The sequence below is a fragment of the Streptomyces glaucescens genome, assembly GCF_002154375.1.
Lineage (GTDB): Bacteria > Actinomycetota > Actinomycetes > Streptomycetales > Streptomycetaceae > Streptomyces > Streptomyces glaucescens.
The window spans coordinates 1-676 of the sequence record NZ_MUND01001125.1 but is presented as its reverse complement, the minus strand read 5'-3'; the positions used below and the strand labels follow the sequence as shown (position 1 = coordinate 676).

The 676-nt window shown below is 74.6% G+C and carries 1 protein-coding gene; it reads right to left on the bottom strand.

Annotated elements, in window-relative coordinates:
• The coding region (locus CCN42_RS40995) for a helix-turn-helix domain-containing protein (RefSeq protein ID WP_143662289.1) at positions 1-482 on the bottom strand (482 nt) is incomplete at its 3' end.
• Between the last annotated feature and the right edge of the window lie 194 nt (positions 483-676).

Below are 676 nucleotides of genomic sequence, written 5' to 3'. Positions count from 1 at the left end.
AGGGCGGGGACGCGGGCGGGCAGCGGCGCGTCGGCGAGGGTCTGCTCGGCGCGCTCGAAATGCTGGCGGGCGGCGGTGAGGTCGCCGGTGTCGAGGGCGCAATCGCCGAGGCCGAGCAGGGCGGTGTACTCGGCGTCGGGCAGGCCGTGGGTCTCGGCCTCGGTGAGGAGACCGGCGTACTGGCGGGCGGCCTCCTCGGTGGCTCCGGAGGCCAGGGTGCGCTGGGCCTCGGTGAGGCGGAGCCGCAGGTCGGTGGCGAGGCGGGCGGGGCGGCCGGTGGCCAGTTCGTCGAAGGCGACGCCGAGGCGGCCGGCGAGGTGCCGCAGGGCGTCGTCGGAGGGGCGGACGCGGCCGGACTCCAGGGTGGAGATGTAGGCGGGGGTGTAGACGGGCTCCGCCAGCTGCCGCTGGGTGAGGCCGCGTTCCCGCCGCAGCTGCTGCACCCTGCGTCCGATGGTCGCCGGGTCGTCGCGCTTCGCCATGGGTTCATGATGCCAGCGCCAACTGGCGGGAACGGTCTTCCCGTTGACGTCCGCACCCCCTAGCTTGGAGAAGGCTAACCTCAGAAGTTAAACCCGCTTAACCCGCCGCTGTTCCGTCACCGCCGCTGCCCCTGCGAGGTCGCCGTGCCCGGACATCCCCTCCCCCACCCCGGCCGTCCCGCCCCCCGCTGTGC